Raw genomic sequence first — 14,212 nt, forward strand, 5'->3', positions numbered from 1 at the left:
CCTGCTGAATGATCGCGCCACGCATCATGGTGGTGGAGGACGAGGAGCCGCTGGGGGTGCTGCTCCGCTACAACCTCGAATCCGAAGGCTATCAGGTCGAGGTGGTGACACGCGGCGACGAGGCCGAGATCCGCCTGCAGGAAAACGTGCCCGACCTGCTCGTGCTCGACTGGATGGTGCCGGCGGTTTCCGGCATCGAGCTCTGCCGGCGCCTGAGGATGCGGCCAGAGACCGAACGGCTGCCGATCATCATGCTGACCGCGCGCGGCGAGGAGAGCGACAGAGTGCGCGGCCTCTCGACGGGCGCCGACGATTATCTGGTCAAGCCGTTCTCGACGCCGGAATTCATGGCCAGGATCAAGGCGCTGCTGCGCCGCGCCAAGCCGGAGGTGCTGTCCAGCGTGCTCAAGGTCGGCGACATCGTGCTCGACCGTGAATCGCACCGCGTCTACCGCAAGAAGAGCGAGATCAGGCTCGGCCCGACCGAGTTCCGGCTGCTCGAATTCATGATGCGGCATCCCGGCCGCGTGTTCTCGCGCAGCCAGCTGCTCGACAATGTCTGGGGCGAGACGATCTATATCGACGAGCGCACGGTGGACGTGCATGTCGGACGCCTGCGCAAGGCGGTCAACAATGGCCGCATGCCCGACGTCATCCGCACCATCCGCGGTGCGGGCTACGCGATCAGGGAAGACTAGGGCGGTTCACCGTTTCACGGAAACGGCGAGCCACTCCATCTCTTTGTTTTCACGCAATTGCGGACGGAAACCGCGCTTCACACTTTTCCTGGAATTGCTCTGGAGTCCCGCCCTCCCGATGGATCGAAATCATGTTTCAGGGGCAGAACTCAATAGCAGGCGGTTGCCGATGGCCGCGAAGGGGCCACAGGCAATGTCGGCTTCTGACCCAAACCTGTCGTTCGTTTCCGCTCACCCCCAACGGCAGCTGATGTGAGGCCATTCCAACTGCTGTCGCGGCTGCGTCCCAATGTCATTCTGCTCAAATGAGCAGTTGTTTGTTGGGTGGCGACCGATCTTCTCGTGGGGTTGATCTGGAGCAAGTCGCTCCATCCCAGCGCGCGCTACCTTTCCACTAGAGTTTGCCTCAGTGGAGGAGTCCAATTTGGACCGAGGTTGCCATGAAGTCTCTGCGCGTCGTTGTTCGCCACCATGGCGGACCTGAAGTTCTGGAGATCGTGGAGGAGGACGCGCCCCATCCGGCATCAGGTGAACTGCGTGTGCAAACAATCGCCGCCGGCGTCTCCTTCGCAGAGCTATTGATGCGGGAGGGGATTCATCCCGAGAAAACGACCCTGCCATTCACGCCAGGATGGGACATTGTCGGCATCGTCGATGAGGCCGGAGAGGGAGTGTCCCATGCCATGATTGGTAAAATGGTTGCGGCGCTTCCCATTCATGGTGGTTACGCCCAGTTCATTTGCCTGCCGGCAGATGAACTCACTCTGGTTCCAACTGGTGTCGATCCCGCCGAGGCAGTCAGCCTCGTGCTGAACTACGTTACGGCCTATCAGATGATGCATCGCCTTGGGCATGCCTCTCCGGGTCAACGGGTCCTCATTCATGGCGCCGCCGGCGGAGTCGGCACGGCTCTGCTGCAACTTGGCCGCCTGGCAGGTCTGGAGATGTATGGGACTGCATCTCTTGCAGCCCATCAGATCGTATCCGATCTCGGGGCCACGCCGATCGACTACGAGCGAGTTGACTTTGTCGAAGAGATTCATCGTCTGACAAACGACGGCGTGGATGTCGTCTTCGATGGGGTCGGCGAAGCCAATGTCTGGCGTTCGTTTCGTACTCTGAGGCCTGGTGGCCGCGTCATAGCCTATGGCTTCACTTCATTTCTGCAGAAGGGCCAACTGGCAGGGGGCTTGCGTTACCGTCTTCGCGGGATATTGCGACCTGCGTGGTACGCGGTCCGCGCTTTCGTTTCACCAGGCCGACGACGCATACTCCCCTACAGCATACAATATCTGAAACGGTGGAAGCTCGCTTGGTTCCGCGAAGATCTCGGCGTCTTGCTCGATCTGCTTCGCGACGGGAAGATCAAGCCGATGGTGGCCGACCGGATGCCATTGATTGAGGCTCGTCGCGCCCAGGAGCTGCTCGGTCAGGGAGGTGTCAAGGGCAAGCTCGTGTTGATCTGCAATTGACTGGCCACCCGACAAGGATCGCCGAGCCAGAGCAGAGCCTTTGAAACGCAAGTCGCCTCCGGCGTCGGCTTTGATCGTTTCAATGACTGCCTATGGCGCTGCGCTAAGCAGACACCCCGTCACGCCGTCTTCTGCGCCACCAGCCCCAGTTCTTCGACCATCGCCTGGCGCATCAAGAACTTCTGCGGCTTGTCGGTCACCGTCATCGGCCGGCGATCCAGCCTTCGCCTCGCCGCCGGTGCCGCCGGAAAGCCCGGCGCTGGAGCGGCTGATGCTTCTCGAGGAAGGCCACTGCCTGCGCGAGCAGGCGCTGGCGGTCTGCGGCAGCGTGCGGCCGGTGGCGATGGCAAGCTACGGCGCGACCAGCCTGACGATCCTTTTGCAGATGGTGGCGCATGGGCTGGGCGTGACGCTGGTTCCGGAAATGGCGGCAAGCGCCGCCAGCGTCATGCCGGACTTGAGGATCGTGCCATTCCAGGGAGCCGATGCCGCAGCGCATGATCTGCATGGCCTGGCGGAAGAACAAGGTGCGGCAGGACGAATGCATGGAATTGGCCAAGATCATCCGTGGACTGGACCAGACGGTTCTGGGGGTTGACTTGGCGGCGCTGGCGGGGCGTGAGCTTGGCGGCGCCGATCAAAGGTCAGCCGTTGACCCTAAGTGGTCATTCAAGCGGACTGCGGATTAGCCCGGAAGCTCCAGCCGTGCTAGAGTTCGGTGATCGCATCGCCGGAGTGGAGCGCATTTGGCGCGACACCCTTGGCCATGAAGCACACACCGTGGTGCTATGGAACGCAAGCTTGCGGCCATTCTTGCCGCCGACGTCGTAGCTTACTCGGCCCTGATGGAGGCGGACGAGGGAGGGACCTTCGAGCGGCTTAGGGCCAGCCGTAAGGAGCTGTTCCAGCCGGAGATCAGCAAGCATCACGGGCGCATCTTCAAACTGATGGGCGACGGTTTGCTGGCTGAATTCGGCAGTGCAGTCGATGCTGTCGAGTGCGCGGTAACCCTTCAACGCGGCATGGTGGAGCGCAACGCAAGTGTCCCCGAAAGCGAGCGCTTCGAGGTCCGCCTCGGGATCAATCTGGGAGAAGTGATCGTCGAAGGGGACGATCGCTACGGCGAGGGTGTCAATGTCGCCGCTCGCCTGCAGCAGCTCGCTGATCCCGGCGGCGTCTGCGTTTCAGAGAAGGTGTCCAAGGAGGTCGAGAAGAAGCTGGCGTTTGAGTTCGAACCCATGGGCGGCCAGCGGGTGAAGAATATAGCCGAGCCGATATACTGCTATCGCGTAAACTTGCAGTCTGTCAGAGCCTCTTCGGCCGGTCGACCGGTATCGCTGGAATTGCCCGACAGGGCGGCCGTCGCCGTCTTGCCTTTCGCCAACATGAGCAGCGATCCGGAGCAGGAGTTCTTCGCCGAGGGATTGGCTGAAGACCTGATCACGGACCTGGCAAAGGTCCCCGGCCTTCTTGTGATCGCTCGCAACTCCTCGTTTGTCTACAAGGGAAGGTCGGTCGATGTCCGATCGATCGCGAGGGATCTCGGCGTCCGATATGTTGTCGAAGGCAGTGTGCAGAAAGCGGCGGCGCGCGTGCGGATCAACGCACAGCTTATCGACGCGCGCGAGAATACGCATATCTGGGCCGACCGCTTCGACGGCGAACTTGCCGATGTCTTCGCCTTGCAGGACGAGGTTGTCGGTAAGATCGTTGGTGCACTCTCCGGCTCGTTTCCTTCCGCCTGCTCGCTGCCCCGGCAGAGGACGTCGAATTTCGAAGCTTACGAGCTTCTGGTGCGCGGGCGGTCGCTGGTGACCCAGTCGCAAGAGGCGAACAAGACCGCACGTCCGCTCCTCGAAAGAGCGATCCAGCTGGATCCAGGCTTCGCGGAGGCGCATGCCTGGCTCGCGATGTCGCACCTGCTTGGTTGGATGTTCTGGGGAGAGCCTGAGGAGTACCGTTCACTCGGGCGGGCTGAGGCCGAGCGCGCGGTATCGCTCGATCCAGGGAACGCAGGCGCGCATTCAATCCTGGGTTATGTTTTGCAATTCGACTTTAGGGCGGATGAGGCAGCGGCGGAATTTGCGACAGCGTTGAGGATCGATCCCAACCACGCCGACACTTGGATCTTCCTGGGCGAATCGAAAGCGCATCTGGGTAACGCCGTCGAGGGGATCGAGTGCATTCAAAATGCCTTCCGGCTGGATCCTTACCCACCCGGACGATGCTATTGGCTGCGCGGGTACGTAGAATATGCTGCGCGCCGCTACGAGGATGCGGTCGACACCCTTCGGCATGAAACAACCTACCGGACAGGGTCGCGGCGGATTTTGGCTGCCGCCCTTGCACAGCTTGGTCGGATCGAAGAGGCCAAGGAGGAAGCACGACAATTCCTCGCCGCCAACCCGCATTTTTCCGCTCGGCAATGGGCGAGCACGCAGCCGTTCCGCCGCGACGCGGATCGCCAGCATTTCGTTGATGGCTATCTAATGGCGGGTCTACCCGAATGACTCGCTAAAGCGCGTCGCGATCATTCAGATTCGCTCCGTACGCTTTAGGTTTTTGATTTTACGCATGTCTTTGTCCCGAAACCGGTTACCACTTTCGGGAGACATGCTTTAGGTGCCCGTGCGAATGACCGTTTCTGGCGCACAGCGGTCGGAGGCCAACGTTCCCAATTGGGTCGGAAATTCGGTCGCTTAGAGATGATTGGTTTCACCCCATCGTCAGGCGACGTTTTTCCCGGTTGCGCCGGACCTCGCCTGCACGCCCGGCGCAAAGATCTCCTGGTCGACGAAGGTCAGCGCGCGCATGGCGCAGCCTTCGCGGATGAGCGGCAATTCGTTCGGCTCGGTGTCGAAGGAGATCGATTTGGAGTGCTGGCCGCCAGCGGTCTGAGCAATGGCCTCGCGCAGCGCCGGCTCTATCAGGTCGAAAGCCGCGGCGCTGACGCCGACCACGGCGACCGGCGCCGGGTCGATCAGCGCGAACAGGTTGCCGAGGCCGAAGCCCAGCGCCTCGCCCGCCCTGCGATAGGCCTCGCGTTCCGGGCCGTCCTTCTCGCGCGCCTTGGCGGCAAGCGCCCGCATGTCGGCATCGCTGACATCGACCGGCTCGGAGTCCTCGCTCATCCCTTTGGCATTGCGCCAGATGGCGTAGTTGCCGGCATAGGCCTCGACGCAGCCGCGGCGTCCGCAACGGCAGAGCGCGCCGCCCGGGCGGTGAATCATGTGGCCGAACTCGCCTCCGGAAGAATGCGTGCCGGTGAACAGCTCGCCCTTCAGCACAAGACCCATGCCGATGCCGTGCGAGAGCAGGATGGCGATGAAATTGTCGTGGTAGCGGTCGGGGTCGCGCCACTGCAGCGCCACCGCCATCATGTTGCAGTCGTTCTCCATGGTGGCCGGAATGCCGAATTCATGCTCCAGGATGTCGGCGAAAGGAATGTCGGTCAGTGGCGTGATCGGCGACCACAGCATGGCGCGGGCATGGGAATCGGTGATGCCCTGAATGCCCATGGCGATGCGCGCAACGCTGCCGACATCGAGGTCGGGGTCCTCCAGGCGGCGCCTGACGATCGCCATGCATTCGCCGATCAGCTCGTCGCGCGGCATGGTCAGCGTGTCGAGGCGCCGCTGTTCCTCGGCAATGACCTGACCGGCATAGTCGATGACGGCGACGGAGAGGAAATTCAGCGACAGCACCACCGTCACCACGGCGGCCGCTTCGGGATTGAGGGCGAGGCCGACCTGCGGCCGTCCACGCTTCAATGACGCGGTCTCGCTCGGCTTGCCCTCGGTCAGGATGCCTTCCTGGATCAGGTCCGAGGAGATTGCCGAAATCGTCGAGTGGCTGAGCCCGGTCGTCGCGGCGATCTCGGTTCGCGACGGCTGGCCGGCCCGGCGCACCGCCGAGAGCACCATGGCGCGGTTGCGCCGGCGCAGGTCGTCGTGGCGGATTCCGACCGACATTCTTTCCTTCCTCCCCGGTCAGCGCGGCCTCTTGACAATGCATGGGCCGTCGGCGACGCGCCAGACCGGTTCAGTTCCTTGATACAGCCACCGAACCGCCCTGGATTTGTTGTTCAGTCCGGTGGAAGCGGTTCTGCTCTTCTTCCGAAACTGTTCCGGGATAGTGGCAGAAGCGGCGGAGGCTGTCATTATTTATTGCGGGTCTCGAAAAAAAGTTCACGACACGTCAAAAACCATCAGAATCGCTGTTGACAGCGCTTCGGCGTTGGACCACTATTTTTTCGAGGCTCGAAAAAAAGAGCCTCAGTGCCGGCCTTCGGGCCAGTCTGGGTCGCGCCGCAAGGGCGCAGGGAGGAAATCATGAAGAGATTCGCAGCCGCCATGCTGGCGGGTGTCGCCATGTCGCTGACGCTGGCGTCGGCCGCAGAGGCGAAGGACAAGGTGATCGGCGTTTCGTGGTCGAATTTCCAGGAAGAACGCTGGAAGACCGACGAAGCGGCGATGAAGGCGGCCATCGAGGCGGCCGGCGACAAATATATCTCCGCCGACGCGCAGTCCAATCCGGGCAAGCAGCTCACCGACGTCGAAAGCCTGATCTCGCAGGGTGCCAATTCGCTGATCATCCTGGCGCAGGACGCCTCGGCGATCGGGCCGGCGGTGCAGAAGGCGCTCGACGAGGGCATTCCGGTGGTTGGCTACGACCGCCTGATCGAGAACAAGGACGTGTTCTACCTGACCTTCGACAACAAGGAAGTCGGCCGCATGCAGGCCCGCGAGGTGTTCAAGGCCAAGCCCGAAGGCAACTATGTCTTCATCAAGGGCTCGGGCTCCGATCCGAACGCCGATTTCCTGTTCTCGGGCTCGATGGAAGTGCTGAAGGAAGCCATCGACAGCGGCAAGGTCAAGAATGTCGGCGAGGCCTATACGGATGGCTGGCTGCCCGCCAACGCCCAGAAGAACATGGAGCAGTTCCTGACCGCCAACGACAACAAGGTCGACGCCGTCGTGGCCGCCAATGACGGCACTGCCGGCGGCGTCGTCGCGGCGCTGACGGCCCAGGGGTTGGCCGGCACCGTTCCGGTCTCCGGCCAGGACGGCGACCATGCCGCGCTCAACCGCATCGCGCTCGGCACGCAGACCGTGTCGGTGTGGAAGGACGCGCGCGAGCTCGGCAAGAACGCCGCCGAGATCGCCTCGCAGCTCGCCGACGGCAAGAAGATGACCGACATCGCCGGCGTCAAGGACTTCACCACACCTGGCGGCAACACCGTCAAGTCGCTGTTCCTGACGCCGGTCGCGATCACCAAGGACAATCTCAACGTCGTCATCGATGCGGGCTGGATCAAGAAGGACGAAGTCTGCGCCGGCGTTGCCGCCGGCAGCGTCGCGGTCTGCAACTGATCCGACTGCAAGCTATCAAACGCAGCGCCGCGGCCCAAAACCGCGGCGTTTCTCCAAAGGCTCCCGGCTTCGACGAAGCCGGGAGCCACCGGAGCAGTTCACCGCCTGGCAAAATCGCCGAACTGCCCCGACCGTTTGTTTCCACGCAATTCCGCGCGGAAGTCCGTTACGTGCTTCCTGGAATTGCCCTAGCATCGTGGCCCGGCATCCGCGCCAGACGGCAGGCCGGTGGGAGGAGATCATGACCGATACGACCTCTGAAACGCCGGCCAACCCGGCCGCGGATCGCGCGCGGGCATCTGAACTCAGCGCCATCGGGCGCTTTCTCAAGGCGACCGAGCTCGACACGCGCATGCTCGGCATGGTCGGCGCGCTGCTGATCATCTGGATCGGCCTGCACGTCATTTCGAGCCTGCGGCTCGGCGTCAATCCGCTCGATTTCGACAGCCGCACGTTTCTCACACCGCGCAATCTCTGGAACCTGTCGGTGCAGACCTCGGCCGTGGCCATCATGGCCTCCGGCATGGTGCTGGTCATCGTCATGCGCAATATCGACCTCTCCGTCGGCTCGGCCGAGGGATTGATCGGCATGGTCATGGGCTTTGCCCAGGTGCATTTCCTGGTGCGGATGGTCGGGCTCGAGCTCGGCAATCCGTGGATCTGGGTGCTGGCGCTGGCCATCGGCCTGGCGCTCGGCCTGCTGATCGGCGCCTTCCAGGGCTTCGTCATCGCCTATCTCGAAGTGCCGGCCTTCATCGTGACGCTGGGTGGGCTGTTGGTATGGCGCGGCGCCGCCTGGTGGGTCACCAGCGGCCAGACGGTCGCGCCGCTCGACGCCACCTTCCAGCTGATGGGCGGCGGGCCGGCGGGCTCGATCGGCGCCAAATGGAGCTGGGCCGTCGGCGTCGTCGCCTGCCTGGCGGTGGTGTTTGCGCTGTTCCATGGCCGCGTACAGCGCAAGCGCTTCCGCTTCCCGCTGCGCCCGATCTGGGCCGAGACGCTGCTCGGCGCGGTCACCTGCGCGGTCATCATGGGCGCGGTGTGGCTGGCCAATTCCTATCCATGGCCGGTCGGTATCGTGAACCGATACGCCGCCGCCAACAACATTACCGTTCCCGAGGGCGGGCTGTTCATCGCTCACGGCATCGCCATTCCGGTGCTGATGGCGGTGGCGGTCGGCCTGATCATGACCTTCATCACCAAGCGCACCCGCTTCGGCCGCTATGTCTTCGCCATCGGCGGCAATCCGGAGGCGGCGAACCTTGCCGGCATCAACACGCGCTGGATCACCATGAAGGTGTTCATGATCATGGGCGTGCTGGCGACGATCGCCGCGGCGATCTCGTCGGCCAGGCAGAATTCATCGACCAACGCGCTCGGCACGCTGGACGAGCTCCTGGTCATCGCCGCGGCGGTGATCGGCGGCACTTCGCTTGCCGGCGGTTCGGGAACCGTGCTCGGCGCCATGCTGGGCGCGCTTTTGATGCAGTCGCTGCAGTCCGGCATGGTGCTGCTCGGCGTCGACTCACCACTGCAGAGCATCGTCGTCGGCGCCGTGCTGGTCATCGCCGTCTGGCTCGACACCATCTACCGCAAACGGGTCTGAGCATGATCCCGCAAAGTGGAAACCGGTTTGCGGAAAAGATCATGCCCGAAGTCAGGCATTAGGGAGGAGGAGAAAATGGCAGAGAACGCTTCCACCGGTGATCCGCTGGTCGACATGCGCAACATCTCGATCGCCTTCGGCGGCATCCGCGCCGTCGACGACGCGTCCATCGATCTCTTTCCAGGCGAAGTGGTGGCGCTGCTTGGCCATAACGGTGCGGGCAAGTCGACGCTGATCAAGATCCTGTCCGGCGCCTACAAGCGCGATGCGGGTACGATCTTCGTCAACGGCGAGGAAGCATCGATCTCCAACCCGCGCGATGCCAAGAAATACGGCATCGAGACGATCTACCAGACGCTGGCGCTTGCCGACAATGTCGACGCCGCCGCCAATCTTTTCCTCGGTCGCGAATTGATGACCGCCTGGGGCACGCTAGACGACGTCGCCATGGAGGCCGAGGCGCGCAAGGTGATGGGCCGGCTCAATCCGCGTTTCCAGCGCTTCAAGGAGCCGGTGATCAAGCTGTCGGGCGGACAAAGGCAGTCGGTGGCGATCGCCCGCGCGATCCTGTTCAATGCCCGCATCCTGATCATGGACGAACCGACCGCGGCGCTCGGTCCCCAGGAGACGGCCCAGGTCGGCGAACTGGTGCGGCAGCTCAAGGCCGACGGCATCGGCATTTTCCTGATCAGCCACGATATCCATGATGTATTCGAGCTCGCCGACAGGGTCTGTGTGATGAAGAACGGCCAGGTCGTCGGCACGGCGCGCACCGGCGACGTGACCCAGGACGAGGTGCTCGGCATGATCATCCTCGGCAAATGTCCGCCGGGCGCTATTCCGGGTCCAGGAGCGTTGAAAATCGCGGCTTGACGCTGAAAATTAGCCGGCAAATAGACCGTTGGTCGATGCGCCGACAGCCGCGATGGCTTGGCCCCGCCATTGTATTAGTCCGGCGACTTGCCCATAAAGATGGTCAAGCATCCATGGGCCGCACCCTGCATTGAAAAAGCTTTTTCCGATCGTCGCTTTCATCGCCGTCGCGCTGATCAGCCTGACGATGGCGGGGTTCGCCTATTTCGCGACCCAGGAGGCGGCGCGCATCAAGTTCGAAGGGACGGCCGACGATGCTCTCAACCGCATCGAGAGCCGCATCGACCTGCATCTGTCGCTGCTGCGCTCGACACGGGCACTGTTCGATGCCCGCAACGGCGACATCAAGCGCGGCGAGTTCAACGCCTTCTTCACCGCGCTCGACATCAGCGATAATTTCGCCGGCCTGCGCGGCGTCGGCTTCCTGAGGCTGGCCAAGACCGGCGACGGGGCCGCCGTCGAACGCGACATCCTGCGCGATCACGGTTCGGCCCATCCGATCTATCCAGCCACCACGCAGCAGCAATGGCGCGCACCCATCGTGCTTTTCGAGCCGCTCGATACATCCAATCAGTCGATCCTCGGCTTCGACATGTTCAGCGAGCCGGTAAGGCGGGCGGCGATCGAGAAGGCGATGGCGGACGACCAGCAGCATGCCAGCGGCCTTGTCCAACTCGGCCAGGGCGCCGACGTGACGCAGACCTTCCCCGGATTCCTGGTGTTCGTGCGGCTGAACGTGGAAACGGCGCCGGACGTCATCAATGCCAGCCGCTCCTCGACCGCGGGCTTTCTTTACGCCGCCTTCCGCGCGCGCGACCTGTTCCAAGTGGCGCTCAGCAAGACACCGCTGCTGCCGGTCAACGTCGAGATCTATGACGGCAAGCCGAACGCCGACAATCTTCTGTTCCGCTCAGAGGCTCCGCCGGCCGAATCGCTTGGCGAGAAGCTTGTCGCGCGCCGGGATATCGTCGTGGCCGGCCGCCCCTGGACTATTCTGTTTCGGCCGACGAGCGCTTTTTCGCTGCCTTCCTCGCGCGCCATTCCGGTGATGCTCGGGCTGTTCGGCCTGCTGCTTGCCGGGGCGATCGCCTTGGTGGCCCGCTATCAGGAGCGCGCCTATGAGGCAAAGTCGCTGCTGCATGAGGCGACGGAGAAGAGCCTGCTGGAAAAGGACCTCATCCTGCAGGAGATGAAGCACCGCATCAAGAATTCGATCACAAGGGTTCTGGCGATCGCGCGGCAGACTGCTTCCCAGGCCACCGACGTGAAGGAATTTTCGGCATCGTTTTCGGCGCGGCTGCAGGCGATGGCGGCTTCACAGGACATGCTGACACGCTCGCGCTGGCAGAAGGCGGACCTTGGCGATCTTCTGCGCATCGAACTCGGGCAGGTGTTCGGCAAGGAGCTTCCCGAAGGCATCTTGTCGGGACCGGAAGTGCTGCTCGACGAGACGACGACGCAGGCGCTTGGCCTGACCTTTCACGAGCTTGCCACCAACGCGCTGAAGTATGGCGAGGCCGGCAGTTCGGCCAATTCGCTGAAGGGACAATGGGCGCTGAAAGTCGATTGGGCGGTCGAACGACGTAACCGAGAGCAGACCCTGGTGCTCAACTGGCGCGAGGCGGGGCATAAAAAGCTGGAGGCGCCGGCAAAGACCGGCTTCGGCACCAAGCTGATCGATCTCAATGTCACGCGCGAATTGCGCGGCACGATCAAGCGCGATTTCCAGGCCGACGGCCTGAAGGTGGAAATAAGGATTCCGCTGACCGCGTGAACAGCCAATGCCTGCCGGATCTCCGGTCAGGCGCAAAGAAAGGGAGGCCGCAAGGATCGGCCTCCCTTCAAGTCTTCGAAAAATCGCGAAATCAGTTGCAGCGGGCGGTGTAGATCCGGCCGCGATGATCGCGATATTGGCAATAACCGTTGCGCAGGTTGCGGACCAGCAGGCCGGATCCGGCGCCGACAGCCGCGCCGATCAGCGCGCCCTTGCCGCCGCCGACCAAGCCGCCCACGCCGGCGCCGATCAAGCCGCCGCCAACCACATCCTGCTCGGTTGTGGTGCAGCCGCTGACAGCGACCACGGCAACCATGGCAATGATCATCTTCCGCATAAAATTGCTCCTCACTTTTGTCCTCACTTTCGGCAGTGCCGTCCGCCATTTAGCATGAAAAAACCGGATTTGCCTGCCCGATCTTACTGTTAGTGAAGATAGTCTTTTTCGGGGCGCGCGCCGTTAGACGCGACAAGCGTGCCGGAGACCTCCAGCGACGCCACAAGCGTGCCGTCGGGACGCACGCTCCAGAGGAGCTGATCGTAATCGTCCTCGAGCGCCGGATCGACGGCTAGGCACTCGCCCATTATACGCGGCATCCGACCTCGCAGGTCGCCCAGCGCGAAGGGCCGTTCGGCGGTGCAAGCCTCAAAAGTCTCGAAGACGCTGACCGGCACCGGCAGTTCGCGGCATTCGGTCATGGTGTCCGAGCAGCCGATGACGAGGAGCAATGCGGCGATGTGTTCCACGGGTGAATCCCCCCTGCCGCAAAGAACGATTCTCGCCGCTCAAAAGTTCCTGCACCGATGTGGCCGCGATGCGCGAACCCTTGGCGCTCTTGATCGGAATATCCGGCGGATCAGCTCAACTGCCACGCCGCCGCCAGCACCAAGGCGGCAAGGAGCGCGACGGCGCCGAGGCGAAGCGTAAGATGCGAGGAGCGGGGCGAGGGCGGTGCCTCGGCGTCCTGAAAGCCGCTCATCGAGACGCGGGCGGCCTGCTCCAATCTGTTCATATCGGCGACCATCATTTCAATCCTCCCAAATCGCGTGCCAGATCATCTGACTGGGCGCGGCTGGGCTTCCGACACACTTGGGCGGTTCAGCGCTTGACGTCGCCGACCCGCTCCAAGTGCTTGTTTTTACGCAGGCTCCGGATGGAAAGCCGCTGTGCGCCTTTCCTCGAGTTGCTTTTAGCCGGGAACAGAATCGGACTTTATGGTGAACAGCGGGTTAAGGGCCGCTGCCGGCGGACGGTCGCAGCCGCAATGGCGGCGGTCAGTCCGTCTCGAAGTTGCCGCGCGGGATCGTGAGGCGATATTCGAGATTGCCCTTATCGATCTCGAGCGTGGCGGAGCCGTTGAGCGAGGTCGGAACCACGCGTTCGAGAGCGACGCTGCCGAAGCGCTTTTCGTTGCGCCGGCCGGCGCCGATCCGCTCCGTCCATACCAGCAAAAGGTCAGGCGAAGTCTCGCTGCCGGCCGCTATCCTGGCGCTTACCTTGACCTGACCGTCAGGCTGCGACAGGGCGCCATAACTTACCGAGTTCACGGCGAGTTCATGCATGGCCAGCCCGATATGCAGTGCGGCGTTTGGGTTGAGGTAGGGGTTTTCGCCGTCGAAACGCAGGCTGCGCTTGGGATCGGCGCTGTAGCGGCCGACCTGACCGAATACGAGTTCCTGAAGCGCCGCTCCCCGCCAGTTGGAGGACGTCACCAGATCCTGAGACGAGGCGAGCGACTGAAGGCGGCCGCGAAAGCGCGTCAGGAAGTCGGCAAGCGTCTCCGAGTAGCGCCCGGTCTGGGTGGCGATGCTCTGGATGATGGCCAGAAGGTTCTTCGAGCGATGGCTGACTTCCCGCAGCAGCGTCTTCAGCGTCTGTTCGCGGCGTTTCTGCTCCGTCGTCTCGACCATGGTGGTGACAACACCCTGGACTTCGCCGGAGTCGCTGCGATCGGCATCGATCCAGATATGGAACCAGCGCACGCCGTCACTGTCGGGGATGCCGAGCTCGAGGCGGTCCGCGTTGCCGGTTTCAACCACTTTGCGTTTGGCCGCGCCTATCCGCTCGGCCTGCGCGGGGGAGAGCAAATTCTTGCCGTCGGCCGTCTCGGATGCCCACGGAGCTCGCATGTTGCGGGCCCAGACGGTCCTCATTTCGCGATCCTGATAGAGGACCGAAATTCCAGCATTGTGAAGCGCGTGGAGCAGGGCGCGTCCAACCTGCATCCCGCTTTCCGCCGGATGCATCGCTATCACCTCGTCATTGCGCTTGTCGGCGTTCTTGTCTGAAGCCTTGGACCGCATGCGATACTTCCCGCACCCAGGCTGAAAGGTTCTTGCGACTGGCTACCAGGCTGGACGCGCGAGCCTCAGATAGCGGTCCGCCGGACGACGTCCTTTTGGGGACACCGCCCGGC

General features: G+C 62.9%; 12 protein-coding genes and 1 pseudogene. 8 read left to right on the forward strand and 5 right to left on the reverse strand.

Annotated features, from left to right (window positions below):
• Window positions 1-8: 8 nt before the first annotated feature.
• The 4 genes and pseudogenes from phoB to EJ070_RS12040 all read left to right on the forward strand — a co-directional run bounded on the left by phoB (window position 9) and on the right by EJ070_RS12040 (window position 4,680).
• Window positions 9-698, forward strand: coding sequence for a phosphate regulon transcriptional regulator PhoB (gene phoB, locus EJ070_RS12025; RefSeq protein ID WP_006328038.1), 690 nt, complete (start codon window positions 9-11; stop codon window positions 696-698).
• 440 nt (window positions 699-1,138) lie between these two features.
• Window positions 1,139-2,170, forward strand: a complete 1,032-nt coding sequence (locus EJ070_RS12030) for a medium chain dehydrogenase/reductase family protein (RefSeq protein ID WP_126091559.1) — start codon at window positions 1,139-1,141, stop codon at window positions 2,168-2,170.
• A gap of 208 nt (window positions 2,171-2,378) precedes the next feature.
• Window positions 2,379-2,760: pseudogene (locus EJ070_RS12035) on the forward strand (LysR substrate-binding domain-containing protein); the annotation flags it as partial.
• Window positions 2,761-2,958: 198 nt separating this feature from the next.
• Window positions 2,959-4,680, forward strand: coding sequence for an adenylate/guanylate cyclase domain-containing protein (locus EJ070_RS12040; protein WP_126091560.1), 1,722 nt, complete (start codon window positions 2,959-2,961; stop codon window positions 4,678-4,680).
• A gap of 216 nt (window positions 4,681-4,896) precedes the next feature.
• Here EJ070_RS12040 and EJ070_RS12045 read toward each other — a convergent pair whose 3' ends face one another.
• Entirely contained in the window at window positions 4,897-6,141 is a 1,245-nt protein-coding gene (locus EJ070_RS12045; protein ID WP_126091561.1) for an ROK family transcriptional regulator, read from the reverse strand.
• Between the two features lie 360 nt (window positions 6,142-6,501).
• On the opposite strand from EJ070_RS12045, the gene xylF reads away from it, so the two are divergent.
• The 4 genes from xylF to EJ070_RS12065 all read left to right on the forward strand — a co-directional run bounded on the left by xylF (window position 6,502) and on the right by EJ070_RS12065 (window position 11,795).
• The gene (xylF, locus tag EJ070_RS12050) at window positions 6,502-7,542 is read left to right on the forward strand and encodes a D-xylose ABC transporter substrate-binding protein (protein WP_126091562.1); all 1,041 of its coding nucleotides are present in this window, start codon (window positions 6,502-6,504) and stop codon (window positions 7,540-7,542) included.
• A 241-nt stretch (window positions 7,543-7,783) separates the two neighbouring features.
• Window positions 7,784-9,148, forward strand: a complete 1,365-nt coding sequence (locus tag EJ070_RS12055; RefSeq protein WP_126091563.1) for a sugar ABC transporter permease — start codon at window positions 7,784-7,786, stop codon at window positions 9,146-9,148.
• A gap of 75 nt (window positions 9,149-9,223) precedes the next feature.
• Complete coding sequence (locus EJ070_RS12060) at window positions 9,224-10,021, forward strand: ATP-binding cassette domain-containing protein (protein WP_126091564.1); 798 nt, start codon at window positions 9,224-9,226, stop codon at window positions 10,019-10,021.
• 130 nt (window positions 10,022-10,151) lie between these two features.
• A complete protein-coding gene (locus EJ070_RS12065) occupies window positions 10,152-11,795 on the forward strand; it encodes a CHASE domain-containing protein (RefSeq protein ID WP_126091565.1) in 1,644 nt (547 codons plus the stop codon).
• 91 nt (window positions 11,796-11,886) lie between these two features.
• On the opposite strand, the gene EJ070_RS12070 is transcribed toward EJ070_RS12065, so the two are convergent.
• From EJ070_RS12070 to EJ070_RS12080, 4 genes are all read right to left on the reverse strand, one after another.
• Window positions 11,887-12,132, reverse strand: coding sequence for a YMGG-like glycine zipper-containing protein (locus EJ070_RS12070; RefSeq protein ID WP_027166589.1), 246 nt, complete (start codon window positions 12,130-12,132; stop codon window positions 11,887-11,889).
• A gap of 89 nt (window positions 12,133-12,221) precedes the next feature.
• Window positions 12,222-12,542, reverse strand: coding sequence for a hypothetical protein (locus EJ070_RS12075; protein WP_126091566.1), 321 nt, complete (start codon window positions 12,540-12,542; stop codon window positions 12,222-12,224).
• Window positions 12,543-12,652: 110 nt separating this feature from the next.
• Window positions 12,653-12,823 carry a hypothetical protein gene (locus EJ070_RS36255; protein ID WP_189350494.1) on the reverse strand — a complete coding sequence of 57 codons (171 nt, stop codon included), beginning with the start codon at window positions 12,821-12,823 and terminating at the stop codon, window positions 12,653-12,655.
• A gap of 247 nt (window positions 12,824-13,070) precedes the next feature.
• On the reverse strand, window positions 13,071-14,099 hold the full coding sequence (locus EJ070_RS12080; RefSeq protein ID WP_126091567.1) for a sensor histidine kinase: 1,029 nt from the start codon (window positions 14,097-14,099) through the stop codon (window positions 13,071-13,073).
• Window positions 14,100-14,212: the final 113 nt, after the last annotated feature.

It is taken from the genome of Mesorhizobium sp. M1E.F.Ca.ET.045.02.1.1, from assembly GCF_003952485.1.
GTDB lineage: Bacteria > Pseudomonadota > Alphaproteobacteria > Rhizobiales > Rhizobiaceae > Mesorhizobium.

What these genes read in the sequence shown, in the direction of transcription:
- phoB (WP_006328038.1), top strand. Translation starts at nt 9, where the DNA reads ATGATCGCGCCACGCATCATGGTGGTGGAGGACGAGGAGCCGCTGGGG.
- EJ070_RS12030 (WP_126091559.1), top strand. Translation starts at nt 1,139, where the DNA reads ATGAAGTCTCTGCGCGTCGTTGTTCGCCACCATGGCGGACCTGAAGTT.
- EJ070_RS12040 (WP_126091560.1), top strand. Translation starts at nt 2,959, where the DNA reads ATGGAACGCAAGCTTGCGGCCATTCTTGCCGCCGACGTCGTAGCTTAC.
- EJ070_RS12045 (WP_126091561.1), bottom strand. Translation starts at nt 6,141, where the DNA reads ATGTCGGTCGGAATCCGCCACGACGACCTGCGCCGGCGCAACCGCGCC.
- xylF (WP_126091562.1), top strand. Translation starts at nt 6,502, where the DNA reads ATGAAGAGATTCGCAGCCGCCATGCTGGCGGGTGTCGCCATGTCGCTG.
- EJ070_RS12055 (WP_126091563.1), top strand. Translation starts at nt 7,784, where the DNA reads ATGACCGATACGACCTCTGAAACGCCGGCCAACCCGGCCGCGGATCGC.
- EJ070_RS12060 (WP_126091564.1), top strand. Translation starts at nt 9,224, where the DNA reads ATGGCAGAGAACGCTTCCACCGGTGATCCGCTGGTCGACATGCGCAAC.
- EJ070_RS12070 (WP_027166589.1), bottom strand. Translation starts at nt 12,132, where the DNA reads ATGCGGAAGATGATCATTGCCATGGTTGCCGTGGTCGCTGTCAGCGGC.
- EJ070_RS36255 (WP_189350494.1), bottom strand. Translation starts at nt 12,823, where the DNA reads ATGATGGTCGCCGATATGAACAGATTGGAGCAGGCCGCCCGCGTCTCG.
- EJ070_RS12080 (WP_126091567.1), bottom strand. Translation starts at nt 14,099, where the DNA reads ATGCGGTCCAAGGCTTCAGACAAGAACGCCGACAAGCGCAATGACGAG.